We start from the raw sequence: 23,249 nt of genomic DNA on the forward strand, positions 1-23,249 counted from the left end.
TGGTGATAGATTGACGGTTGTAATCACTTGTGTTACATTTATAATACAAAAATGTAACTTCTAAAAGTAAGTTCTTCAGCTTCACAAAAATTCAGGGAGCCAAATGAAAGACAATACAACATATAAATTGCTACAACTAACTAAGTAATGGGTTATATGTCATACCGATAATTATCGCTGCCCTATACCCAATCTAAAATTTAAAATCCAAAATAGAAAAAATTATGCCCTACGAAAAGTTAGAAATTACCACACCAGCACCCGTCTTATCTTGGGCAAATCACTCTTTGGGCCCAGAAGAAACTAAGATGGCAAAGAATGTAGCATCACTACCATTTGTGTTTAAGCATGTCGCATTAATGCCAGATGTTCACTTAGGAAAAGGTGCTTTAGTGGGTTCTGTAATTGCAACTAAAGAAGCGATTATCCCGGCTGCTGTCGGCGTGGATATTGGTTGTGGGATGAGCGCTATCAAAACATCATTTACCGCCGAACAACTAGAAGGTAAATTAAAGAAAATCCGCCTAGATATTGAAGCCGCAATTCCGACTGGATTCAACGAAAATAAAGATGTTGAAAAATCCGTCAGCAATTGGCAACACTGGGATGATTTTAAAGACTTGCATCGCGGTGTACAAGACCTACAAAGTAAAGCAATGAAACAGATGGGTTCTCTCGGTGGAGGAAACCACTTTATTGAAGTGTGCCTCGATACAGAGAATCAAGTTTGGCTGATGCTGCATTCTGGTTCACGTAACATTGGCAATAAACTCGCCCAGTGTCATATTCACACAGCTAGAGAATTAGCAAAGATGGCAGGTAATAAATTGCCTGACCCTGATTTAGCTCATTTTGTCGCTGGTACACCAGAATTCCAAGCATACTGGCACGATTTGCAATGGTCACAAAACTATGCGCGTGTCAACCGTGATGTGATGATGGCGCGTTTTAAGCATATAGTTGAGAAGCATCTTGCAGGTGGGAAAGCAACTAAACCTTTATTGCAGGTTAATTGTCATCACAATTACGCTGAAAAAGAAGTGCATTTTGACGAGGATGTATACGTTACTCGTAAAGGTGCAGTCCGTGCCCAAACTGAAGATTATGGGATTATTCCTGGTTCGATGGGGGCAAAGTCTTTCATCATTAAGGGTAAAGGTAATGCCCACAGCTTTTGTTCTTGTTCTCACGGTGCAGGGCGTTTGCTGTCTAGAAATAAGGCCAAAAATGTTTACACGCTTGATGATTTGATAGAGCAAACAAATGGTGTAGAATGCCGCAAAGATGAGGGTGTGTTAGATGAGATTCCTGGTGCTTATAAACCGATAGAACAAGTGATGGAAAATCAAGCAGATTTGGTTGAAGTTGTAGCAACACTTAAGCAAATACTTTGTGTTAAGGGCTAAATTTATGTAGAGTGGGTAATGCCCACTTTTTTATTTTTTAAACGCTAAAAGCCTAGCAAATATAAGTATTAATACTCAACCAAATAAGTTTTCTTTATAAAATTTATTGAAGCATTAAGTATAAGGTTTTGAAGTGCAAAATGTGGAATATAAAGTTTTTTTATAGTATCTCGCATAAAACTAAAAAACTAGACTGATTGATATTTGAGGGTTCAATAAACAACATTCTCAAACTTAGGAACTCTAACTAAACAAATGATTGCAATATTTTTAGAAGATTCAAAGCAATGATTATCGTCATGAAATTAGGGACGCCATCAGTATAAATTGAGCGTGTTGTTGAACAAATTCGTCGTCATGGAATAACGCCAGAAATATGCCAATTGTATACATTCCTGTATAGGCAGTAACATCCGCCAACTCAGTAACACCTTTCTCTTTTGGAAATACTTCTAGGCATTGATATTCTTGGGCGATCGCTAGCATAATATCCTCAATAAAAGGTTCTGCTTCGTTTGAATTAAGCATAATCACAACATATGAAAATCGCACTTCAACTTTCCCAACTTACCAAGTATTATGGTTCTCACCAAGCTGTAAACAATCTCAGCTTGCAGATTGCAGAAGGTTCATTTTATGCTCTTTTAGGTCCCAATGGTGCAGGAAAAACTACTACTCTACGAATGATTGCAGGGTTACTACGACCAGATAACGGGGATATTATGATCTTAGGACATAGTATCCAGCGATCGCCTCAAAAAGCAAAGCAACTTTTAGCATACCTACCTGAAGAGCCTCTACTCTACAACAAGCTACGTCCAATAGAGTATTTAGAGTTTATCGCCGGACTTTGGGGAATTCCTCCTTCTAAAGCTCAATCTTCTGCCGAAGAACTCCTCAAACAATTAAACTTGTGGGATAACAGAGGAGATTTTAGTGAAACTTTTTCGCGAGGGATGAGGCAAAAACTTGCTTTAGCAGGGGCATTAATTCATCAGCCGAGAATTATTATCTTAGATGAACCGCTAACAGGATTAGATGCAGCCGCAGCCCACTTAGTCAAAAATATGCTTACCGAGTATGTAAACCAAGGTGGTGTGGTAATTTTAACTACTCACATTATGGAAATTGCCGAGCGTATGGCGCAGCGAATTGGGATTATTAATCATGGGTACTTAGTTGCCGAAGGTACTTTAGATGAACTTAGAACTCAAAGTGGTGAAGCAGAAGGTAGTTTGGAGAGGGTCTTTTTAGAATTAACTCAAGATAATAATGTTGAAGGTACAAGATGAAAGTAGGGACATTACCTTGGCTTTTGGGCTATGAATTAAGTTTGTGGTGGCGTGAAATTACTGTTAGACCTATAGCAAAATTTGTTTTCAGTATTTTTGCACTTTTATTTTTGGGTAGTGTTTCTTTAACTTGGTTATGGGTTACGTTTGGTAATATTCGAGGTGCGATATCATTTCATACCATACCAGATTCTGCTATTTGGATAGCGGTAGTAGTTTGGTTGTTCGGATTTTATTATAGCTTTATCCAAGCGATGAGAAGTAGCTTGATGGCGTTATTTGAACGCGGGGATTTAGATTTACTCGTGTCATCACCAATTTCGAGTCAAGTGATTTTTGCAAGTCAAGTGTTAAGAATTGCCCTGAAAACTTTTTTCAGTGGTTGTTTATTTGTAATTCCTGTAAGTTTAATCGCTTTATTACTCGGTATTCCTCAACTTTTAGGGCTTTATCCGGCTTTGATTGGTCTTAGCTTAAGCGCTACAAGTTTAGCAATGTTATTTGTTTTAGGGTTAGTTCGTGTTATAGGTGCAAAACGGACGCGGACTTTTGCTCAAGTTCTTACAGTATTATTTATTATCACTATATATTTGAGTTCTCAGTTACCTAATCTCCTGAAAAAAACGGATGGAAACACGGCATCAATTTGGTTTCAGTTAGAACATTGGTTAGCGAAAGGAAACTTTTTGAGTGCAGATAGTTGGGTTTGGTTTCCTGCAAGGGCTATTTTCTTTGATCCGGTGTCAGTAGTGTTAGTGTTGTTAATTAGTATCAGTTTGACGTGGTTAACGGTGAAAGTTTTACATCGTTATTTTATTGCAGGTACACAGCAGCAAATTACAAGTGAACACCGTCAACTGCGCCCAACCCAAGCAACTCGCCTTGTTGGTGGTTTTAATCGTGTTGCTTTACTCAAAGAATGGCGGATTATGCGGCGCAATCCTTATTTAATTTCACGCCTATTTCTGCAAATATTTCTCCTCACATTCGCGTTTTTGAGTATATTACGACAACATAGCAATGGTGGTATTTTAGGGATGAGTTTAGTGTTGGCAGAAGCTTTGACATCAAATTTAGTGCAAATTTGCGTTTCTGGAGAAGAAGCACCAGATTTGCTCAAATCTTCACCAGTAAATAGTTCAAAGCTGAATCAATTGAAGTTGTTAGCGGCATTAATTCCTATCTGGTTATTGATATCACCACTGTTTATTGTTTTGATAGGCAACGGTAAACCGTGGTTTATACCGATGGTGGTTTTTTTCGCTGGTACTACTTGTGCAGCAACCCTCAGTCTGTGGAATTCTCGCCCTGTAAAGTTTACAGAATTGTTTCGACGACGGCAAAATACTAAACTCGATGTATTGTTAAATTTACTCGAAATTATTTCCTTGCTTTCTTGGGGATGGTTAGGATTTAGCTTGCAACAAGGTCATTTGCACACCGTTTTGACTTTATTGGCTGTGATTGGTTTAGTTGTGGCATTAGCATATGGGCGTAGTCGTCAGTTAGGGCGTGTCATCAATTAAACATTGTTAGCGCTACTCTACGATAAACTGCTGCTCGCTGATAGCGCTAACGTTTAAATTTGGTGTCTTTTCAAAACTACAGTGTCAAAGATTGAGGATTTGTCTCAATCAATTTTGCCAAATCTTGCAAGAACGCCGCAGCATGAGCACCGTAAATAATTCTATGGTCAGAGGTAATATTAACTTGCATTTGTTGGCGCACGCCAAATAAACCGTCGGGTGTTGCTACCACTTGCGGGCGGGATGCCCCGATCGCTAAAATTGAACCTTGTCCAGGCGGTAAAATCGCATCAAATTTATCCACGCCAAACATCCCTAAATTGGACAGGGTAAAAGTACCAGTGTTGTATTCTTGAGGCTGTAGTTGTTTTGCCCTAGCACGTTCTACCAAAGACTTCCAAGTACGCGATAGAGAATATATATCCACTGCGTCTGCATTTTGCAGCACAGGCGTAATCAATCCGCCATCATCCATCGCTACTGCTACGGAAATGTTGATATCAGAATGATAAACAATACCCTGGTCTGAGTAGCTAGCATTTAACAATGGATGTTTTTGCAATGTCACTGCTACAGCTTTCGCCAATAGCGCTGTCATTGTCACGCCTTTGGATTTAATTTGTTTATAAAGTTTGTCTAATCCATCGGTGGTAATTGTATAACCGACACGGAAGACAGGCACGGATATGGTGGCTACCATATTCCGCACTACGGCATTTTGAAAGGTAGTTAAAGGTACGGTTTGACCAGGAACAGCCGCTGCCACGGGTGCGGGTGCGGGTGTCTGAGGTGCTGGGGGCGCAACTGGGGTACTGGTTGCTACGGGTGCTGGTGGAACAACTGGGGCAGGTGCAGTTTGCTTGCCCTTGTTAGACAATGCTTCTATATCTTTGGCGACAATGCGTCCATGGGGGCCACTACCTTGGAGTGTAGTTAAATCAACTTTGAGTTCTTTAGCTAACTTGCGGGCACGGGGTGAAACCACAAGCCTTCCTTCTTTGTGGTTAGACCCGTTTTGAGACACTAAGGCAGGTGTTGCGGCTGAGACTATGGTGGCAACTGGTTCAGGGGAAGAGGTAGGAGTAGCAGCCGCGCCGCCAGAATTGGCAAGAGATTTGGCCTGTTCAATTTCAGCTTCCGTTTCGGCGATAAAGGCGATCGCAGATCCTACCAGGGCAGTTTCACCAGCTTCAACTATGATATGGGCAAGAAATCCTTCATAAAAGGTTTCTACATCCATATCTGCCTTATCTGACTCTACAACCACCACTGTTTCGCCTTTTTCCACTTTGTCCCCTGGCGATTTCACCCAGGAGACGATTTTGCCCTCCGTCATGGTGGAACTCAGCGCCGGCATAAATACTTCGTGAATGCTCATAGGGTGGTTTGGAAATCAATGGTTTATGGACTTTAACAGTTTTTATCAGATCGAATTGTATCTTGGTGGGAGGGTTTTAGACTGTTTATATTTTAGGTTGGGGATTGGGCATTGGGCATTGGGTATGGGGCATTGGGGAGGCAGTGCGTGGGGTCTCCTCAAGTGGAGCAACTGCCGTCATTGGGCATTGGTTATTTGCTGATGGCTAATGACTCTAGGAACCTAAATATAGGTTAGAGGTCTATAATACAGAACTATCCTCAATGGTTAGCCAAAATCTCGATCTCGTTTTAGTCATTGACTTGCAAAAACCACTACGAGTTTCTCACAGTTAATATTTCTCATAACCACTGCTTAAGATACACGAGCTTCTCACGGATAGAGGATATAGGATGTAGTTCAATCTAGAATTCAAAACTGGTAATAAACCTATTTGAAATTCCTGTTTACTTTTATGTCGGCAAAGCTGAAATTCTTTTTGATTGTGATATTAAGTATCTCTGCCACGGCTGGTGCTGGAGTTTATATTATCCAGCACCAGCAATCTGCACCGATTGTTGAGACTAATGATGAGCAAACCCAGCACATGGGAGCAATACATCAGTCTCAGGAAGTTGCAGCATTCTCAGAGCGTTCCGATTATCAAACTATACCTTTAGAAAAACTTAACTCATCTCTCCAAGGCAGTAATCCTACTACCCTTGCTCTGAATGCCTTTGAGGAGATAGCAGTGGGAGGATCGCAAAAGATAGAGGTAGTTTATCCCCAACCAAATCAGGCGTTAGTGACGATTACGCAAATCAAGCGGGGTAATAATTCAGTTGGGACGGTTAAATATCGAGCAGAGATGACAACCTTTGGGCGATCGCTTTTTATAAGCTCACCTCCAGTGTGGCAAATCGTTTGGGCTGGCTCCCAGGTGGAATGTTGGGCTGGGAGCCGTTCTCACACTAACCCTAAGTTAAATCATATCTGTCATTAGTCATTGGTCATTGGTCATTGGTCAGAAAACAAATGACAAATGACAAATGACAAATTTAAATGTCGCCGCGAATTTCTTCTACAACGCCATCGCGCAGAACGATTTCGACTTGCATTTTGCTAATCAGGTTATCACCGATTTCTACTCGGAAAAAGCCTTCCATTTGGAATTGGTTGACTTCCTGATCTTGCTGGAGAAACTGCACTTGCTGGAGGTTTTGCAGCAACTGATTTTTTTGCTCCAAAAATTCACTTTTCTTTTGATTGACTTGGAGTTGGATATTGTCAATTTGTTGGAGAGTCTGGGGGCCAGGTGGTTGCAGACTCTGCTTTTGAATTGCCGCGATCGCTCTTTGTCCTTCAACGTCTAGCTGTTGCAGTTGCTGATCGAGTTGATTGATTTGCGCTTGCAGCTGCTGTTGTACTTCCTCTTTCCAGAGGGGAGTCACAATAACTTTGACGTTAACGACGCGTTTGAGAAGCAAATTAGATTTGGAGACATCCATAAATATTTCACGTTCACTCTTTACAGTTAGCAGGTGGAATGATCAGGCAAACATGCCGTCAATAATATCGCGATAGCGTTCCGTGACGACATGTCGGCGAACTTTTAGTGTTTGTGTCATCAAGCCATTTTCAATAGAAAACGGTTCCAGGATGAGTTTAAACGTTCCGATGCGGTCATCCGGTCGATAGCCTGGACGATTTTGGACTTCCCGATTCAATTCTTGGCGAAATAAATCCTGGATCATTCTACTCTCCAAGTCAATTTTTTGACTATCTGAGGAAGTCACTTGATTATTGGGCGTATCCAGCGTTAGATTCTGACTTGCTGCCCATTTTTCTAAGGCTTCGACATTGGGGACAATTAAGGCTCCCAGGCTGCGCCGATCTTGACCGATGAGCATAATTTGATCGATGTATGGCGATCGCAAACACGCATCTTCAATCGGCTGTGGCTCGATGTTTTCCCCGTTAGTCAATACAATCGTATCTTTAGCCCTGCCAGTCAGCACTAAATCGTCTTGTGGTGTCAGCCAACCCAAATCGCCGCTATCAAACCAACCCTCAGCGTCAATTGCTTTCGCTGTCGCTTCGGGATTTTGGTAATAGCCTTGCATAATCTGCGGGCCTCTCAACAATACTAAGCCTCGCTTCTCTATTGGTAAAGGCGCTTTTGTCTCCGGATCGACGATTTTAGCTTCTGTAGCCGGGAGTGGTAGCCCTGATGCGCCAATCAAATTCCGCCAAGGACGCCGTACATGGGTGACAGGAGAAGTTTCTGTCAAGCCATAGCCTTGTAAAATCTGCACGCCAATAATTTCAAAGAAATTATCTATGTGTTTGGGAAGCGCACCACCACCGCTAATCATCTGCTTAACTTGTCCTCCTGTGGCTTCCCGAACTTTGGCGTAAACCAGTCGTTCTCCCAATGCATGGAGGGGTAATAAAGCTGATGCTTGGATCTTAGCTGCTAATCGTTCGACGGCTGAAGCATGAAGATTATTTAAATCCAATCCCTGAACAGTTCGCTGTGCTTTGATATATTTGTCGCTAATGCCCAATAAAAAGTTAACTAGGCGTTGCTTATTCGCTGGTTGTTCGCGGAACTGCTTTTGCACTCCTTCATAAATTGATTCCCACAGGCGGGGTACACCCACCATGTAATTAGGTTTAAATTGTCTCAAATCCCCTTTTACAGAACGTAAATTCGTATAAACTTGGGTGCAACCTTGAGATAGTAGGTAATATTCAACGGTTCGTTCATAGCTGTGCCACGAAGGTAAAATACTAAGAACAATATCACCAGCATTTGGTTGCAATACTGTCCCAAATGTTGTTACTTGGTGCATCAAGTTACTATAAGACAGCATTACACCCTTGGGTTTACCCGTAGTACCAGAGGTATAAATTAGGGTTGCCAGAGCGTCACGATTTTGCTTGACGGGCACAAAATTATGACTTTTCCCAATTTCGAGCAACTGTGTAAAGTTGAGTACTTTTAGAGTTTCGTCTGTTGGTGGTGCTTCATCCGAAAGTAAGATTACCACTTGAATTGGTAAATCTTTGAGGCGGTCTTGTAGTTTTTTAAGTGTTTTTAAATCCTCTACTACGATCGCTGTACTACCGCTATTAGTGATAATAAACAGCAATTCTTCTTTTTCGGCTTGGGAACTACGCACCGCATCAACGCCTCCAGCAGTCATGATGCCTTGATCGGCAATGAACCACCGAGGACTGTTGTCAGCAATTAGGGAAATGCGGTCGCCTACCTTTACTCCTAACGCTTGTAACCCAGCAGCAAATAGTTGCATTTGCTCTACCAACTGGGTATAAGTAATCACTACTTCCGGTTTAGCATGAGGATTGCGGAGGGCGACAACATCACCAAATCTTTGAGCTGCCAAAGGCCAAATTTCTGGTAGCGATTCCACATTTGTGTAATCTACCAACCGCTTTAATGCCTCACGTTCTCGCTCGCTGATGTTAGATAAAAAAGAAGACGCGGTTTGGGTTGTTGACATAACACCTTACTTAAAGATTTTAAACTGATTATTTTCCAGCTTATTTTGTTATTTTGCTACAATGACCATCCTTATTATCCACATTTCCTTCTGTGTATGATAATTCCAGGAATTCCACGTTTATATTTACAAAAATTTATGTTAAAGTTAATTTACATAGAGTGCAAGCAATGATTGTGTTTGCATCTAAGAACAGTGATCGCCTATGTTTCACAGGAGATGATTACCTATGAATTTTATCGACGGCATAATGCTAACGTTGCTCAATATTGTTGCTTGCATAGCGTTACCGAAGATTTTAGCTATCCTTTTGGCTGATAAAACCAAAATTACTGAAACATTGGCAAATGGTTCCAAATTACAAACAGCCAAAATTCAACTTACAAGTTTCCCTTATTGTACAGCTTACGGATTGACAGGTAGCCAATACTGCAAATTCAGTCCTGATTTTTGTGCTAGCTGTTCTCCAAATTGATGGACTATTCGCGAGGAATTTTTCCTCGTTACTTCTGAAAACCAGCAATTCAATTAATTCTTCAACACATATTCATTCTCATTTCGACAGCTTGAAATCCCCGACTTTTTCAATAATTCGGGGATATTTTTATTAGTAACTCCTGCAAGGATTCCTAAACTTCGTCCATATTCATAGTTAAACTTGTCTCTGTAGTAGGCTCTTTAGGAAAGTTGCAGCAACAATCTGCTTCAGCATCAAACACTAGCCGGACATGGCATGAGTTGATAACCATAAGGCACGCATCGATCGAAGCTATTAGGATTTTCAGGGTTTACATAACGTTACTACGAGAAAGTTTAATTAAATTTACATTGTGTAATATAGATTGTATTATTCTTGCCTACTTAGTTTAGATTCAAGCAATTTTCCAGCTTAGTCAGTATAATTACTAATTGAACTAAAGCTACATATATAACTAATATAACAATTATTAAATCTATTACATGACAGTCAAGCAGGCTGTAATGCCCAAGCAGCAGGAAGTTGGTCAGTTTATTTAGAAACTTCACAAATTTCTAGTGGGCTACCAAGTCAAAGATGCTGGGTAAATCAGTTTGTAGTCAAGACCTTAGTCCTGTGTTAATCACTTAAGTGTTTACTATGTAGCAGGCAAAGTTAGCTTAATGGATTACTAGAGTTCATGTGATTGATTCTGATAGATGAGGGCTACGAGATCCTCGACTTCTGGAATAAGTCGGGGATTTCGCAACCCCGTAAAATTAATAAGGCTGTTAATCAATAAATGATGCGTGGGGAGAGTATGGGCAGAAGCTTAATGAAATGGGATAAAAAAGTAAATAATTGCTAGAGAAGTATTTAACGAGTTAACCATTAAATGTAAATAAGATTACAAAATTTTCGGCAAACTCTTTTGATGGTCAACACATTAAACTATTAGTTTCAAATCACAGGTTTCACTATGAATCAGAAACAGATCGCAGAGTTTTCTCTCAAAGATGGCACGAAGTTTTTAGCTGAAGTTGATGAACCAGAAAATAGCAATGCTCTTGTACGTGTTGCTAGACCAGATACAGGGCAAATGGTAGTTGAAGCTAAAAAGAAATTTGAAGATGTATTAGATCAAATACAACCTGTCGCTTCAGCAATTATCACCAAACTGAGTCAGCTTAATACACCGGCCAATGAGGTAGAGGTTAAGTTTGGTATTAAATTAAATGCGGCGGCGGGTGCAATTTTTACCTCTGTAAGTGGTGAAGCTAACTACGAAATTACCTTGAAATGGAAGCAAGACAAGGCATAGTATGGTAGCGAATACAGATAATTATATTCAAACTTTTAGGTCAGCGATCGCTCGGATTTTTCATGCTAATGGTGCGGTAGTTGGTGTAGGTTTTTTAGTCTCTGGGCGAACTGGAAATTATATCCTGACGTGCGCTCATGTTGTTACCTCAGCCCTATCTTTAGCAGAAGATATAGTTGAAGCTCCTAATAATGATATTTATTTAGATTTCCCCCTAATTGCATCAGGACAACAACTAAAAGCTAAAGTTATTTTTTGGCAACCCGTTGTCAGCAATGCATCAACCTCTGCGCCTGAAGATATTGCCGGGTTGCAAATCGAAGGGCAGTTGCTTAAAGAAACTCAAGCTATCCAACTAATAAGAGCTAACAATATTTGGCAGCATCCTTTCCGCATATTCGGTTTTCCTAACGGACATAATGATGGCGTTTGGGCTACAGGCGTGTTGCGAGATGGCCAAGGAAAGGGATGGGTGCAACTGGAAGATAGTAAGGTAACTGGCTACAGAATAGAACCGGGTTTTAGTGGTGCGCCGATATGGGATGAAACTCTTGTAGGAGTGGTTGGAATGGCAGTAGCGGCAGAGAAGCGGCGAGAAGATATCAAAACTGCTTTCATGATTCCTGCGGATGTATTGATTGCAGCATGGGATGAAATAGACAAGCCGATTTCATCTCATACGCATATCCAGAATATTTCTAATAGAGTTCAACAACTCAAAATCAAAACTTTGCAACAACGCTTTGACGTTTTAAGTAGTGATTATGAGGCGGCTTACAATCAACTCAACTATACACTTAGTGCAAGCGATCGCAATATAATCCAACGCCAAATTGATAGCATCTTACAAGAACTAGAGCGAGTAGAAAGCGAACTTAATACCATAAACCATTAATTTAATACCTAAATAAAATGAAAAGCTCTGTAGATTTACGAAAGAACTATCTAGAACAGTTAATAGCCAATTTAAAAACTGAGATTGAAAGTCTTAGTAATCAAATAGGGTGGATGCTTAATGATGTAGATAAAAGTAAATTGCAAAGACAACTTAAAGAAAAATTCGATGAAATAGAAAAAGCTGAATCAGAATTAAGCCAGCTCAATCAACAATCTCTAGAGCTTGATCCGGATAAAATCCCATTTACTAATCGCGATGCTGCAATTAATGAAATTACAGCAATTAATTCTCCTCCTTATCGTCTGGTGACAGCACCTGAAGGTTATGGAAAAACAGAATTTCTCAAACAAATACTGGGACGGTTTCAAGAATTGCAATGGTGTTGTGCTTACGCTCCTATATCTGGTTATGAAACTATTGAAAACTTAGAAAACCGATTAGCAAATTCTCTGCAACTTAAGCTTCCGGAAGGACATGATTTAAGTTGGGGAGAACGTTTAGGTTCACTATTGCATAGAAATTGGGCTAAATGGCAATCACAGGGCAAAAAAGGCATTGTGCTGCTAATCGACCTCGATGGCTGTGCCCCACAAAAGCAACGCTTAAATGAACTTTTTAATGACTTTAAGGAATTTGCTTGGAGAATTGAAAAATGTTTAAAAGAATTACAGTTCTTTAAAGATAATTCGCGGAGACTTCGAGTTGTGATAGCAGCTCGTTGTTTGATCGATCTTCCATTAGATCGGACTTTTCCTAAACTAATACTCTCTCCTTTTAACTGGGAAGTAATTCAGGATACAGCAACAAAATATCTCAAGCCTATAGAGATGACTTCTGAAAGTCTTGCTTTACTAGCAGGACACTTACTGTATTTAACTGGTGGACATCCAGGGGGAATTGCTGAAGCGCTAAAAGTTTATCGAGATGGTTGTTACACAGTAAGTTGGCTTTTAAACAGTTATGGAAACCAATTATGGGAAAAAAACCTCAAAAAGTGTAGAGATCAGATTAAAGAAAGCTTGACAAAAGAAAATAATCATCTATACGAATCTATTGAAAAATTGAGTATATTTCCTATACTCAATGGAACTTGGATATTAAAGGAAGCTGTTCGGAGATTTAAGTTACCTTTCAGTGATGATAGTTTTAAATTAAATGCTGAACTAACAAAGACATCTATTTTTACTCGTGATAAAACGATTATTAAAGATGGAATGACACGGCGGCTGTTAGTTATTGGTCTACTCCGAGAAACCTCGCCTGATGACTTTCAAGAACTTTGCACTGAAGCGGCTCAAATCTGTTGGGAATATATTCACGAACTGAAATCAAAGAATAATTCTGCTGTTGCGGGTACTTGGTCTATGCAATATTTTTTTCAAAGTCTTCAACAACACGCTGGATTTATCAATTATGGCCCAAATAGTCTGGCTTATCGACAAAAACTCCGTAATGATTTCTTTGATAAAACCGTTGAGGAAACTCTGGGAATATTTCGCAATACAGATCGAGAGCAATTCCATGAATTTATTTATACGCTTAAATCTGAAGTCGAAAATGACTGGGAATTTCAGTTTCTTGTCAATTACTATCTACACAATGATGAATATAATGACGCACCCTATCGAGATTTAATTCAGAAGCTTGATGAAGCCATTCAAAATAACTAACAATTAAATAGGAGTCTATTATGTCTGAACTAAATAAATTAGAGTTTGTTGGTCGTGCAGAACATCTAAATCGAATTATTTCCCTTGCTCAAGATTCTAATAAGCTGCGTGTAGTTTTAGTAGAGGGTAGAGGTGGAATTGGCAAGACTTGGTTGCTTCATGCATTAAAATCTCGTCTAAACCAAGTTCAAATTGGCACAAGTGAAATTATTGATTGCGATATCCCTGTTTTTAATGATGCAGAAGATTTATACACTCAAATCGCTAAACAATTATACTACTATACATATAAAGAATGGTTGCTGCGGTTACGACAACTGCGAGAAGATGAAAACCGTCTCAGTCAACTTGCATACGAACAAGAACGCAGACAACTTGAAAAATTCTTGGTCGATGAAATTAATCGCAAATCCAGCGAACAGAGACTAGTCTTTCTAATTGATACGGTTGAGAAATTAGGACAAGCAGATGTCAGAGAGCAAGTTTGGGAGTGTATTGGCAATTTATGCCATCAACTAAAGAATGCCGTATTTATTTTAGCAGGTCGTCCTAGTATTGCTCATCAAATTCTAGAAAAATCATTCAAAGAAGAAGAATTAACTTATTTAGAATTAAATGAATTTACTCATGAAGATGTACAAACATACATTCGTTGCAAGGAGGAACAACTTCACTTTACTCTCGGACAAGAATTGGTTAGAAAGATCATAGTTTTATCTGGTGGTAGCCCGATCATGATTGAATTTGGAGTAGAGTATGCTTATCGGGAAGTCATACCAGATTGGTTAGAGAGTGAAGATATAGAAACTATTCCCAGCAGGTTAGAAAAAACTGGTGGATTTGAAGCTGAGATGGTTCGGCATATTACGCAGCTTCGGACATCAATGGATCGGTTAACTCTATTACTTTCACGTATCTACCCATTAGATAGCTGTGATATTGCTAATTTATTAGAACTATCTACAGAAGATGCTCAAAGATTATTTATTGATGCACAAAGTTACTTTTTTATCAAACCAGTAATCGGTGGTTCTCAAATATCATTACATGATATTGTGCGAGACTTGGTTGAAAAATATGTATGGGCAGATATTGACCCCGATTTGGAATGGAGAAAACGAGATAGTTGGATTGCTGCTAAATATTTTGAGCAAAAAGATTATAATCTAGGGCCACAAAAAAGGATATTGGAGGTTCAACGTTATTGTGATGATTCTCATAAAGTCGCTAATATCGAGTTTATGATTGAAGAAGTTAAGCAACTGCGAGAATTCAATACTACACGATGGCTCTGGAATGCTTTATATGCCGATCCGATAACAGGCTTTGAAACTTGGCACGAAGTTACTGATAGGATACGCCGCCAATCCAAAAAGTTTGGTTTTGTAAATCAATTATTGGCAATTGCCAAACAGTTTGAAACAGAAATAAATTCCGATCAAAAATTTAAACTGATTATTTTTGAATCAAAGATTGTTCACGCTCTTAAAGATAAGAGTACAAAAGAAAATGAACTAGTAAAGCTGGAGGGAATGCTATCCGCTCAATCTGATAATTCTTCTCATCAAGCGGATATTTACAATGTCTTGGGAATGCTAAATACTAAGTTACACCTTTATGAAGAAGCTTTAAAATATCAGCAAGAGTGTTTATCCTTAGTTCAAGGCAAAAAGCTATCATACGCTATTCCTGCTGTAGCTAACCTAGTTGGTTATCTGCATCGACAACTCAACAACTTTCAGGAAGCTGAGAAATATTACAAACTAGGTTGGGAGGCTGCTATGGAAATTGATACTCCTGACAAAGGTTTAACTCAAGTTATGGCTAGCATTCAGAATAATTTGGGATTTTTATACGGACAACAAAAAGATTATGTCAAGGCTGAACAGTGTTTTAAGGCTGCTATTGATATGTGGTCGAGTGTTGAGAGCGAACGCGAAATAGCCAACGCCGAAATTGCCTCTGCTACTATTTTGGTAGATAATGGTAATTATGTTAAAGCGAAACAACTACTTGAACGAGCATTAAGCCGTTGTGACAATGAAGAAAACGATAATCAAATACTGTGTAGGGCATACTTTCAGTTAGGCTTAAATCAGTGGTTTAGTGCTGAGGTAGTAAATGAAGCTGTTTGGGATGTGACACAGGTGCAGTGGGATCTCAATGTGCTAAGTCTTGCTCAAAATGCTTTAGAAAAAAGCCTAAAACTCGCAGAGAAATATGGACTTGAAGAGGAATTACCTGGAATTTTGCACCAAATTGCTAGTGTATATTGGCATCTTGGGTTTCAAACAGGCGATCGCACGCTACAAGACCAAGCTTTAAAACTCAACGATCGCTCTTATCAGACTAGTTTAGAGTACAATGACATGCGGTATGCCATCGATAGCCTGGTAGGTAAAGCAGAGTTTGATTATTATGCAAAAGCCTACGAGCATATTTCCGATTATGCACAAGAACTTAGCGATCGCTTCCAATCATATCAAAATATCCACACACTATACTTTGGCCGCATGTTACGCATAGAAGGTGATGTTGCATTTCAACAAGCTAACTACAACTTTGCTTTTAGTAAATATGCTCAAGGAATACCCCAAATCTTTCAACATGGAGGTTTCGGCCCGTATTCGATTAAACATGAGCTAAATCTGCTCCAAAAGAAAATTGAACGATTGCCTATAGAACTTTCTAAAACTCTGATTCAGCAACTAAAATCTCAGTGGAAAGATCATAAAGCTCTCAAGGAATGGTGCGATCAACAAATGTTTTTGACCAGAATACGTGCCACAAAACAGCCATCTTCTCATGCTTAGTAAAAAAATTGATCGACCCCAAATTTTAGTTTCTCTTAATTCTACCTATGTACCAACTGGGCAATGCGATTGTGATGGAGGAGATTGTGCCTGTGACTTATCCCCTTTAACAGAATTAAGCTCAGATATCCGATTACCTCTGGGGATGTTGGACACAGAATTTGTGAGAGTTCCTAACTCGCAGATGATGAATTTAGATGATACTTATTCTATCTGTTTTGGTACTTATCATCAAGTAGCAGTTCTGAATCAATCAGCGATATTTTTACTTGAAAAATTTACAAATCCTCATAAATTAGATGAGATTGCAATAGAGTATTCTGAGATTGACCTAATAGACTTACAGACAGCTATTCAAGAACTATATCAAGCACGTTTAATAGCACCCAATAATTATTCATTATTTGACTTAAATGAAATACCAGAAACTTTAACAGCATGGTTGCATATCACCGATCGCTGTAATTTAAGATGTGACTATTGCTATCTTCCGCACGAAGCAAAAGATATGTCAATCGATATAGGGAAAGCAGCTATTGAATCTATATTTCGCTCTGCAACCTTAAATAATTACCGCCGCGTCAAACTGAAATATGCAGGAGGAGAGGCATTACTCTGCTCTCCTTTAATTAAGGATCTCCATTTGTACGCTCAATATCTTAGCAAAGAAACAGACATTATATTAGATGGAGTTGTTCTCAGTAATGGAACATTGATTACGCCTGAAATTATTGAGATACTACAAAGATTAAATCTGCGTCTAATGATTTCACTAGATGGATTATCAAATTTCCACAATATTCAACGTTCTTATACAAGCAAAAAGGGATCGTTTACAGATGTTGAACGAGGTATTAAGATTGCTTTGCAAAATGGTTTAATACCAGATATTTCGATTACAGTTAGTGGGCGGAATGCAGAAGGATTGCCCGAACTTGTGGAATGGATACTAGAATATAATCTGCCCTTTAGTTTAAATTTCTATCGAGAAAACGAACTGTCAGCTGCTTATGAAGACTTGCAACTAGAAGAATCTCGGTTAATTGAGGGAATGTTGGCAGCATTCAAAGTTATCGAATTGAAATTACCTAATCGAAGTTTGCTAGGTTCATTGATCGATCGTGCTAATTTAGCATCTCCTCATAAACGAACTTGTGGAGTTGGGCAAAGCTATCTTGTATTTGATTACAAAGGGCAAATTGCTAAATGCCAGATGCAGCTACATAAAACTATATCTGTCTCTAAAATTCAAGATCCTTTAACTCTTGTGCGACAAGATAAAGCAGGTATTCAGAATTTATCAGTTGAAGAAAAAGAAGGCTGTCGTACATGTGAGTGGAAATATTGGTGTACAGGTGGTTGTTCTCTAGCAACCTTTAAAGTTACAGGTCGTTACGATATTCAATCTCCAAATTGCAATATTTACAAAGCTCTCTATCCTGAAGCTCTCAGACTAGAAGGGTTACGATTAATCAAATATAATTCTCCAACTAAGTCATAACTAATTATAAGGACATGATAGAATTTTAATTTTTCAAATTTTGGTAGATATATAGAGAAGATATTGTATTTAAATCCGCTTCTTTAGGCTCATTTTCATCCTCATTAGTATTTTTAAACAAGACTGTAAATGCACCAGCACCTAACCTATCTTGAGGAAATATCCGATAACAAGGCATCGTTGTTAAATGTGATTGATATTTGGCTAAATTACTAATTTCTATCGCTTTAAACTGGGAAAAGCGTTCCAAAAACCATTTACAAACTTGCTCATTTTCTTCAGGCGAATATGTGCAAGTCATATAAGCAAGATAGCCTTGCGGTGAGACAATTTTAGCAGAATTCGCGATAATACGCTTTTGCCGATTTGCACTCTTATTAATAGCACTTGGGTGAAAACATCCGGGTGCTTTTTCACCTTTGGCAAGTAAAGATTGTCCAGTACACGGAGCATCTACTATGACTAGATTGCTAGAGCCGGGAAACATTTCGGCAAATATGCTTGAATCTCGATTAACCACTGCGCTAGGGCTAACCTGACAACGCTTCAAATTAGAAATTAGCATTCCCAGACGTTTGCCAATTACTTCATTGCTGATGAGCAATTTAGGTTTTAAAGCTTTCCAAGCAAAGATACTTTTACCTCCTGGTGCGGCACACATATCAAAAACTAAACGCACTGACTCAGGAATAGCTAACAAAGTACTAGCTGCAAACACCGAAGAAAAATCTAAACAATAGAAATATCCTTTTTCATGCAAGGGATGCTTACCAGGTTTTTCTCCCAGAGATAACCGGTCTATAAATTGTGGTTGCCAAGAGGTTGGTGTTTCCACTGCCAAAGGTAAAATATCTGGCTTTTCTTGACACCAAAGAATACTAGGTGAAAAAGGCTGAGGATTCATTAAAGCCTCAATAAATTTTTCTTGTTCATCTAGATTAGCGAACAAACGCCGCGAGACTTTAAGTAATAAATTAGAAGGTTTTTCCATGTAGATGATGAATTATCAATTACGAATTACGAATTACGAATTACGAATTACGAATTAGTACGTTGTATCTAAATCAAAATCAAACTGTTACACAAGAACAACGTAATTAAGGCTTTTGGCTTCATACTCAAAATATAATGACCGCCATTGGGAACGCAATGGCCAAGCTACCCCACTGCACCGGAGAAGGTCATGTTCTTAGATAGTTTTCAGGAAAAATTACGCAAACAAGCACAACTATGGAGGGATGAAGGATTAATTAGTTCTTCGCAGTATGAGCAAATAGCAGAACGTTATCAATTTAAAAATCTGGAAGCTGCTGCACGCGATCGCAATAAAGCAATCGCGATCGCGGTCGGTAGCATACTTTTATGCTTAGGCATAATTACTTTTGTATCAGGAAACTGGCAAGGAGGATCGCGAGAAGTCAAAATTATTTTGATGATGAGTTTGTTTTTTGCGATCGCCATCACTGGATTTTACAGTTGGAGGCCACCTGAAGGAAAGAAGCCAGAACGAAGCAAATGCCTACTAGGAGAGGGGTTGCTAATTTTAAGCGCCTTCATCTTCGGTGCAAATTTACTGCTGATGGCCCAGATGTTCAATATCATCGGTTCAGTTTCCCAACTATTTCTCGCTTGGGGATTCGGTGTTGTGGTCATGGCCTTCAGTTTGTGCTTAAATTCTTTAGGAATTCTGTCAATTGTCCTCGTGGAAATCGGCTACTGGACTGGACTAGAAGACTTATGGTACGCAACAGGAGAGTTAACTTGGTCGCGGCTAGTAGTGCAGCATTTGCCTTTGTTGGCATGGCTGGTATTTGTACCCTTAGCCTACTTCTGTCGTTCCCGTTGGATTTTTGGTTTAGCAGCCTTTGTTTTTGCTAGTTCCTTACAAGCTAACCTTAATCCACTGCCACTGTTGAATTATGCTGATATAGCCCCTTGGGTGGCATCTTTTGCTTTTGCACTGCCACCTGCATTATTCTGGAGTTATGATGATTTACTCTTTCCAACCATAAATTACAGGTTGTTTCAATATCTAGCCCGTAATTTAGCGTTGTTAAGCTTTGGCATCGTCTTTTACATTTTGTCTTTTCGTTGGGTCTGGGAATCTCCAAATTATAGTTATAATCAGCCAACGAATTTGACAAACTTATTCGAGTCTTTGCCAATCATCGATTTGGGGATTCTCAGCGGTTTGGCGGTATTACAATGGTTGTTTCTACTGCGCCAAAGAAATAATCCTCCGCGCCGCGAAGTGATTTTCACAACTGCTGTCATTAGTACATTTCTTGTCTTTATTGCAATAGTACCTTTTTGGCATCAAACTATCAGCCGGATTGATGAACTTGGCATTTTTATTTTCAATGTACTTCTTGCAACATTAGCCTGGGGACTAATTCAAGAAGGATTGAAATTAAGCAACAGAATTTCCTTTTGGGGCGGTATGCTGTTAGTAACACTGCAAATTATCAGTCGCGTGCAGGAGTACGATACAGACTTACTTTTTAGGTCTCTAGTCTATGTTTTGTGCGGTTCTGCTTTAATTAGCGCTGGACTCTGGTTTGAACGCCGCCTACCTGGTGGTAGCTCTACAAGTAAAAAGTAGGGCAAATTTTAGATTTTAAATTTTGGATTGAATAAAAAATCTAAAATCCAAAATCCAAAATCCAAAATTGAGAAATCTCTGTGCGTCAAAGTTTTTAAAGTTTCTCTGCGTTAGTCCTAATCTCGTTACTTTTAACCTCTTCAAGACCTCTGCTTTTTAGGACTACGCTCATGACTAATACTTCTTCTGAATCTAAGAATAAACCCTTGTCTCCTGAAGCTGAATTTTCCAGTAAGGTGACTTTTCGGGATTACTTGATTGCTACTGAACAAAAATCAAATAAGCCCTTACCTTTTTGGCGGTTACTTGCTCCCCTGGCGCTGCAAACAGGGCTAATTATGGCAGTACCAGCCCAAGCAGTTTATACAGACGTAACAGGTAAAACGGTGATTTTACAAACCGTACCTGTAGACCCTAACAATGCGATCGCAGGTAACACCTTAGCCTTAGATTACAACATCTCTCGTACCTCAAATTTGAGCAGACTACCTGGGTGGCAAACATTAGTCAGCAAAGGTCGTGGAAGCGGCAGAAGATTGCCTGAAGGAACTAACATATATGTGACTTTGCAAGAGCAATTCTCTTCTGGTCGCGGTGTTCCTAGAGCTTGGAGACCGTTACGAGTAAGTAGCGATCGCCCCACAACTCTTAGAGCCAATCAGGCAGCCTTAAAAGGTGTTTATCAGGATGGTTCCGTTAACTACGGCTTAGAAACATATTACATCCCAGAAAACCAACGGCAGCAGATTCGGAACGACTTACAAGCCCAACGCGCCCGCAGAGGACAAGTACCACCTATTGTGGTTAAGGCGAAAGTAGATCCACAAGGTAAGGCTGTGCCAGTTAGTATGTGGGTGCGCGATCGCAACTATCGTTTTTAAGCTGTTAGGCAAATAAACAGTGCATATTTACACCACGCTAGTTTGGTCTTTGAAATTTTGAGCGCCGATTTCCGACGACGCTCAGAATTTTCTGTTTGTCATTAGATATTTGCTGAAAAAGAATATAGAGACGTAGCATTACTACGTCTCTACAAAGGTTCTATAACAAGCATATTTATTTTCATCGGATGTCTTATATATCGCCCACATTTAAAATAAAATAGCACTTGATTACGGCAGAGACTCAAAGCAGTATATTTAGAGTAAGATTATCAGCAAGTTTTATTTGCTGATAATATATGATTTTTCGGGGATTAAGTCAAAAAGCAAGGCTACTATTTACTATATTTTTAACGCTAGTGTTCATTGCAGTAATTGCGTTGTGGCAACTTTCTCCAACACAAGCCCAGCTAGTACAGAAAGAAAGTAATTACGCAATACATATTCAACAAAAATTTAATCAATCTGCTTTTTATCCCATTGCCCAAATTCCATCTACAAACCTTTATAAACCTATTGGCGATTGGGTAGGAAGATTAATTTTACCAACGAAACAGCAATTACAAGATGGTTTAGATTGGGTATGGATGGAAGTACAATATGCACCACCTACAGCACAAAATTTGGTAGGTAAAATTGTACGTTTGGAGTGGAAAAAGAATAAAAATTTGCTGGCTTTGGAACGAGTTGTAACGCGAGATATAAATTTCACTCCTGAAGTAATTAAAAGCCAAAAACAAGGAAATATTCATCCTTTTCGACTAAATGGAGTTCGTCAGGTAGGGATTTTACGCTCTTTAGCTGGTGCAAATCCTGATGATGAAACAATTGTTGTTTTAGATTCAACTACAATCATTGATGCAAATCAAGAAAAATCTATTTTGCAAATTGAACGCGAACCTGTTTTGGCAACTGGTAGATTTTATGGTTTGGTAAAAATAATTAAACCGATTAAATCTCAATATAATACTAGTTTATTTCCAAATCAAAAGCAGTTTAACGATTATTTTTTAGTACAACATTATAATCCTAATGCAAATAAATTTAATGGGATTGAAGAAACTATTCGCATTCCCCAACAAGCAATAGATTCGCGAAATTTTACTCCTTCAAGTTCGCAGCAAATCGAGCGATCGCCTGCGGGTGACGATGGGTGGTATATTTATGGCGCTGCCGATGCAAAGGGCGTATTTACAGTACGCGCACTTGCACCTCGTTCTCTGTTGCAAATTCAACCCCGTCAAATCATTACTGGTAAAGAATTAGGGCTAAATTACATCCAAGATATAAATTGGCAAAATACTAAGAACAATAAAGGTAAATTCAATACTGTATTATTAAAGCCTGGAGAAACACAAAATTCACTTAATCAATCTATATCAACATGGCAAGAAGGCAATAAAGCTATTGTTCTACACCTATTTGGTGGAATTGGCGGACGTAAAGCTGAACCATTAGGAGTACCTTATACTATCACCGGACATTTCGCTTTTGGAATTACAGAAGTTGTCCGCGATGAGTTTACTAAAGAATTACGCTTCGAGACTAAATACCACCAAATTTATGCCCATAACCCCGATGGAATTATTGCCGGAACGCATACATGGGCTGATTATATGGGTAATTTACAACGTGGTTGGCTGGCAACACGTCCAGTATCAGATATTCTGATCGAATTCGACCCTGTAACGCAGGATTATGATTTTGATGGTGTCAAACTTTCGCCTTTAAAAGAATTTCAGCAACAATTACAGATAACAATGGCACGTTATCGAGTTGGTGATGGAACTGGTGGCGCAATGGTATCACCTGCTACCTCATGCGTCCAAGACGCAAGCCAAGCACTTTATGCCGCAATATTAACCCAAGTTGCGGGTTATCAAGCTGTGGGTACTTTGCACTTGAATAGTCGTGCGCTCGTTCAGGACGAAGTGGCGATTGCACGTCGCGCAACCGCCACCTCAATTAACTCAAAAATACAAATACTGAATTAGATTA

The 23,249-nt window shown here is 39.3% G+C and carries 18 protein-coding genes; 13 read left to right on the top strand and 5 right to left on the bottom strand.

What is annotated here, in order from left to right; translation table 11 throughout:
* Window positions 1-224 precede the first annotated feature (224 nt).
* Window positions 225-1,406, top strand: coding sequence for an RtcB family protein (locus RMY32_RS30335; protein WP_322712042.1), 1,182 nt, complete (start codon window positions 225-227; stop codon window positions 1,404-1,406).
* 297 nt (window positions 1,407-1,703) lie between these two features.
* Here the strand turns inward: RMY32_RS30335 and RMY32_RS30340 are convergent, their stop codons facing one another.
* Window positions 1,704-1,934: a hypothetical protein gene (locus RMY32_RS30340; protein ID WP_322712043.1), complete on the bottom strand. Its 231-nt coding sequence runs from the start codon at window positions 1,932-1,934 to the stop codon at window positions 1,704-1,706.
* 11 nt (window positions 1,935-1,945) lie between these two features.
* Here RMY32_RS30340 and RMY32_RS30345 point away from each other — a divergent pair, with 11 nt between their 5' ends.
* Window positions 1,946-2,698: an ABC transporter ATP-binding protein gene (locus RMY32_RS30345; protein WP_322712044.1), complete on the top strand. Its 753-nt coding sequence runs from the start codon at window positions 1,946-1,948 to the stop codon at window positions 2,696-2,698.
* A complete protein-coding gene (locus tag RMY32_RS30350) occupies window positions 2,695-4,224 on the top strand; it encodes a hypothetical protein (protein WP_322712045.1) in 1,530 nt (509 codons plus the stop codon). Before RMY32_RS30345 ends, RMY32_RS30350 begins: the two co-directional genes overlap by 4 nt.
* Before the next feature lie 76 nt (window positions 4,225-4,300).
* Here the strand turns inward: RMY32_RS30350 and RMY32_RS30355 are convergent, their stop codons facing one another.
* Window positions 4,301-5,602: a dihydrolipoamide acetyltransferase family protein gene (locus RMY32_RS30355; RefSeq protein ID WP_322712046.1), complete on the bottom strand. Its 1,302-nt coding sequence runs from the start codon at window positions 5,600-5,602 to the stop codon at window positions 4,301-4,303.
* Window positions 5,603-6,056: 454 nt separating this feature from the next.
* On the opposite strand from RMY32_RS30355, the gene RMY32_RS30360 reads away from it, so the two are divergent.
* Complete coding sequence (locus tag RMY32_RS30360; protein WP_322712047.1) at window positions 6,057-6,584, top strand: hypothetical protein; 528 nt, start codon at window positions 6,057-6,059, stop codon at window positions 6,582-6,584.
* 55 nt (window positions 6,585-6,639) lie between these two features.
* On the opposite strand, the gene RMY32_RS30365 is transcribed toward RMY32_RS30360, so the two are convergent.
* A complete protein-coding gene (locus RMY32_RS30365; RefSeq protein WP_322670207.1) occupies window positions 6,640-7,089 on the bottom strand; it encodes a YlqD family protein in 450 nt (149 codons plus the stop codon).
* Window positions 7,090-7,131: 42 nt separating this feature from the next.
* A complete protein-coding gene (locus tag RMY32_RS30370; RefSeq protein ID WP_322712048.1) occupies window positions 7,132-9,108 on the bottom strand; it encodes an AMP-dependent synthetase/ligase in 1,977 nt (658 codons plus the stop codon).
* A gap of 229 nt (window positions 9,109-9,337) precedes the next feature.
* Between RMY32_RS30370 and RMY32_RS30375 the strand changes: the two genes are divergently transcribed.
* From RMY32_RS30375 to RMY32_RS30400, 6 genes are all read left to right on the top strand, one after another.
* Window positions 9,338-9,583 (top strand): hypothetical protein, encoded by a 246-nt coding sequence (locus RMY32_RS30375; protein WP_322712049.1) that lies wholly within the window; start codon window positions 9,338-9,340, stop codon window positions 9,581-9,583.
* A 961-nt stretch (window positions 9,584-10,544) separates the two neighbouring features.
* A complete protein-coding gene (locus RMY32_RS30380; RefSeq protein ID WP_094352373.1) occupies window positions 10,545-10,886 on the top strand; it encodes a CU044_2847 family protein in 342 nt (113 codons plus the stop codon).
* Between the two features lies 1 nt (window position 10,887).
* Window positions 10,888-11,781: a trypsin-like peptidase domain-containing protein gene (locus tag RMY32_RS30385; protein WP_322712050.1), complete on the top strand. Its 894-nt coding sequence runs from the start codon at window positions 10,888-10,890 to the stop codon at window positions 11,779-11,781.
* A gap of 17 nt (window positions 11,782-11,798) precedes the next feature.
* Window positions 11,799-13,454, top strand: a complete 1,656-nt coding sequence (locus RMY32_RS30390; protein ID WP_322712051.1) for a hypothetical protein — start codon at window positions 11,799-11,801, stop codon at window positions 13,452-13,454.
* Window positions 13,455-13,474: 20 nt separating this feature from the next.
* Window positions 13,475-16,267: a tetratricopeptide repeat protein gene (locus tag RMY32_RS30395; protein WP_322712052.1), complete on the top strand. Its 2,793-nt coding sequence runs from the start codon at window positions 13,475-13,477 to the stop codon at window positions 16,265-16,267.
* A complete protein-coding gene (locus tag RMY32_RS30400; protein WP_322712053.1) occupies window positions 16,260-17,768 on the top strand; it encodes a radical SAM/SPASM domain-containing protein in 1,509 nt (502 codons plus the stop codon). The genes RMY32_RS30395 and RMY32_RS30400 overlap by 8 nt, the downstream gene beginning before the upstream one ends.
* Before the next feature lie 25 nt (window positions 17,769-17,793).
* Here RMY32_RS30400 and RMY32_RS30405 read toward each other — a convergent pair whose 3' ends face one another.
* A complete protein-coding gene (locus RMY32_RS30405; protein WP_322712054.1) occupies window positions 17,794-18,759 on the bottom strand; it encodes an RsmB/NOP family class I SAM-dependent RNA methyltransferase in 966 nt (321 codons plus the stop codon).
* Between the two features lie 192 nt (window positions 18,760-18,951).
* Here RMY32_RS30405 and RMY32_RS30410 point away from each other — a divergent pair, with 192 nt between their 5' ends.
* The 3 genes from RMY32_RS30410 to RMY32_RS30420 all read left to right on the top strand — a co-directional run bounded on the left by RMY32_RS30410 (window position 18,952) and on the right by RMY32_RS30420 (window position 23,245).
* Window positions 18,952-20,370: a DUF2157 domain-containing protein gene (locus RMY32_RS30410; RefSeq protein WP_322712055.1), complete on the top strand. Its 1,419-nt coding sequence runs from the start codon at window positions 18,952-18,954 to the stop codon at window positions 20,368-20,370.
* A gap of 170 nt (window positions 20,371-20,540) precedes the next feature.
* Complete coding sequence (locus RMY32_RS30415) at window positions 20,541-21,251, top strand: GDYXXLXY domain-containing protein (RefSeq protein ID WP_322695951.1); 711 nt, start codon at window positions 20,541-20,543, stop codon at window positions 21,249-21,251.
* A gap of 299 nt (window positions 21,252-21,550) precedes the next feature.
* Window positions 21,551-23,245, top strand: coding sequence for a hypothetical protein (locus RMY32_RS30420; RefSeq protein ID WP_409884359.1), 1,695 nt, complete (start codon window positions 21,551-21,553; stop codon window positions 23,243-23,245).
* The last annotated feature ends 4 nt before the right edge of the window (window positions 23,246-23,249 follow it).

The organism is Nostoc sp. ChiSLP03a (genome assembly GCF_034531215.2).
Lineage (GTDB): Bacteria > Cyanobacteriota > Cyanobacteriia > Cyanobacteriales > Nostocaceae > Nostoc.

What these genes read in the sequence shown, in the direction of transcription:
- RMY32_RS30400 (WP_322712053.1), top strand. Translation starts at nt 16,260, where the DNA reads ATGCTTAGTAAAAAAATTGATCGACCCCAAATTTTAGTTTCTCTTAAT.
- RMY32_RS30365 (WP_322670207.1), bottom strand. Translation starts at nt 7,089, where the DNA reads ATGGATGTCTCCAAATCTAATTTGCTTCTCAAACGCGTCGTTAACGTC.
- RMY32_RS30390 (WP_322712051.1), top strand. Translation starts at nt 11,799, where the DNA reads ATGAAAAGCTCTGTAGATTTACGAAAGAACTATCTAGAACAGTTAATA.
- RMY32_RS30380 (WP_094352373.1), top strand. Translation starts at nt 10,545, where the DNA reads ATGAATCAGAAACAGATCGCAGAGTTTTCTCTCAAAGATGGCACGAAG.
- RMY32_RS30395 (WP_322712052.1), top strand. Translation starts at nt 13,475, where the DNA reads ATGTCTGAACTAAATAAATTAGAGTTTGTTGGTCGTGCAGAACATCTA.
- RMY32_RS30375 (WP_322712049.1), top strand. Translation starts at nt 9,338, where the DNA reads ATGAATTTTATCGACGGCATAATGCTAACGTTGCTCAATATTGTTGCT.
- RMY32_RS30410 (WP_322712055.1), top strand. Translation starts at nt 18,952, where the DNA reads ATGTTCTTAGATAGTTTTCAGGAAAAATTACGCAAACAAGCACAACTA.
- RMY32_RS30370 (WP_322712048.1), bottom strand. Translation starts at nt 9,108, where the DNA reads ATGTCAACAACCCAAACCGCGTCTTCTTTTTTATCTAACATCAGCGAG.
- RMY32_RS30355 (WP_322712046.1), bottom strand. Translation starts at nt 5,602, where the DNA reads ATGAGCATTCACGAAGTATTTATGCCGGCGCTGAGTTCCACCATGACG.
- RMY32_RS30360 (WP_322712047.1), top strand. Translation starts at nt 6,057, where the DNA reads ATGTCGGCAAAGCTGAAATTCTTTTTGATTGTGATATTAAGTATCTCT.
- RMY32_RS30340 (WP_322712043.1), bottom strand. Translation starts at nt 1,934, where the DNA reads ATGCTTAATTCAAACGAAGCAGAACCTTTTATTGAGGATATTATGCTA.
- RMY32_RS30345 (WP_322712044.1), top strand. Translation starts at nt 1,946, where the DNA reads ATGAAAATCGCACTTCAACTTTCCCAACTTACCAAGTATTATGGTTCT.
- RMY32_RS30405 (WP_322712054.1), bottom strand. Translation starts at nt 18,759, where the DNA reads ATGGAAAAACCTTCTAATTTATTACTTAAAGTCTCGCGGCGTTTGTTC.
- RMY32_RS30385 (WP_322712050.1), top strand. Translation starts at nt 10,888, where the DNA reads ATGGTAGCGAATACAGATAATTATATTCAAACTTTTAGGTCAGCGATC.
- RMY32_RS30335 (WP_322712042.1), top strand. Translation starts at nt 225, where the DNA reads ATGCCCTACGAAAAGTTAGAAATTACCACACCAGCACCCGTCTTATCT.
- RMY32_RS30415 (WP_322695951.1), top strand. Translation starts at nt 20,541, where the DNA reads ATGACTAATACTTCTTCTGAATCTAAGAATAAACCCTTGTCTCCTGAA.
- RMY32_RS30350 (WP_322712045.1), top strand. Translation starts at nt 2,695, where the DNA reads ATGAAAGTAGGGACATTACCTTGGCTTTTGGGCTATGAATTAAGTTTG.
- RMY32_RS30420 (WP_409884359.1), top strand. Translation starts at nt 21,551, where the DNA reads ATGATTTTTCGGGGATTAAGTCAAAAAGCAAGGCTACTATTTACTATA.